Annotated in this window: 1 protein-coding gene; it reads right to left on the bottom strand. The window is 67.9% G+C overall.

The window, feature by feature from the left end:
• A partial coding sequence (locus AB4Y86_RS19395) for a DUF5129 domain-containing protein (protein ID WP_441403746.1) occupies window positions 1-1,028 on the bottom strand: 1,028 nt, incomplete at its 3' end.
• Window positions 1,029-1,111: the final 83 nt, after the last annotated feature.

The raw sequence follows: 1,111 nt of genomic DNA, 5'->3' as shown, positions 1-1,111 counted from the left end.
GTCGCGGAATCGCCCTCGCCATGGCTCTTGCCAAGCATGCCTTCGATACCGGCCAGGTCGCTGCGGAACGGTGCGAGCTGCCGGTCCCACGCCGGCGCCCAACTGGAGGCCCGGTTGAGCAGGGCGTTCGTGTCCGAGATGACATCGTCCAGCGCGTCCAGTTGGGCAGTCGCGTCCGCGTACTGCCGGGCCAGCAGCAAGTTGGCCCTGCGGCCCAGCTGGCGCTTTGTCAGGGCATGTACCTGGTTGGAGAGCCCGGTGGCCGTGTTGTAGCTGGTGAGGAACGTGCGGTACTTTTCCAGCACCGTGCTGCCGTAACGGGAGGACTCCGGGATGGTGCTGGCGTTCAGTTCGGTCACCTGCAGGTCCATGCTTACGCTGGAATAGTGCGCGTCTGCGCGGGCGATCTCCCGGCGGCTGCCCACCCGGGTACGCCAGCGCACGAGAAGCCACGTACCGGCGCCGGCCGCCGCCGCTCCCAGGGTGCTCCATGCGGTGGCGAGGAACGCGGTGGAGCGGTACCAGGGCTGGTTGATCAGCTCGGCGCCGCGCCTGATTCCGGCGATGGTCCCGTCGGTCCACTGGGCGTCGCGCAGCAGGTCCTTGGTGGCGTTTTGGATGTCGTCGCGTTGCGCGGGGGACACTTTCCGGTCCTCGCCCATGTACGTCCCGACATGCCGGCCGACCGGGTCAAGCGCAAAGATGAAGAGGCCGTCCGCCCACTTTTGCCCGTCCGCGCTGATCCAGTCCGGGTGCTCAGCGCGGGCAAAGCGCAGCACCTCCTCGTTGAGATTGTCGGCCGCGTTGCCGTTGTAGGTGTAGACGGCCACCTTGGTGGGCTGGTAAAACTCGATCTTCTGCACGGCGGGCAGCAGCGTGTTGCGGTCCAGCACGCCCGCCCGGTCCTCCACCACGACGTCGGCGGGCGGGACGGCGAGCGCCGCCGGGGCGGAGCCCAGCAGGATGCCCGTCAGGCCGATGAGCAGCAGCAACGCGCCCGCCAGCGCCGGGCCGATGATTTTCCGCATGATCCCCATTGTCCGAGAGTAGTGTCAGCTCCCAGCGTCGTCGACGCGCGGCAGCGCAGAAAGGGCCTAAAGACACCATGACC

It is taken from the genome of Arthrobacter sp. 2YAF22_2 (genome assembly GCF_052114645.1).
GTDB lineage: Bacteria > Actinomycetota > Actinomycetes > Actinomycetales > Micrococcaceae > Arthrobacter.
Note: the sequence above shows the minus strand (reverse complement) of the source record. Positions and strands in the feature narration are given on the sequence as shown.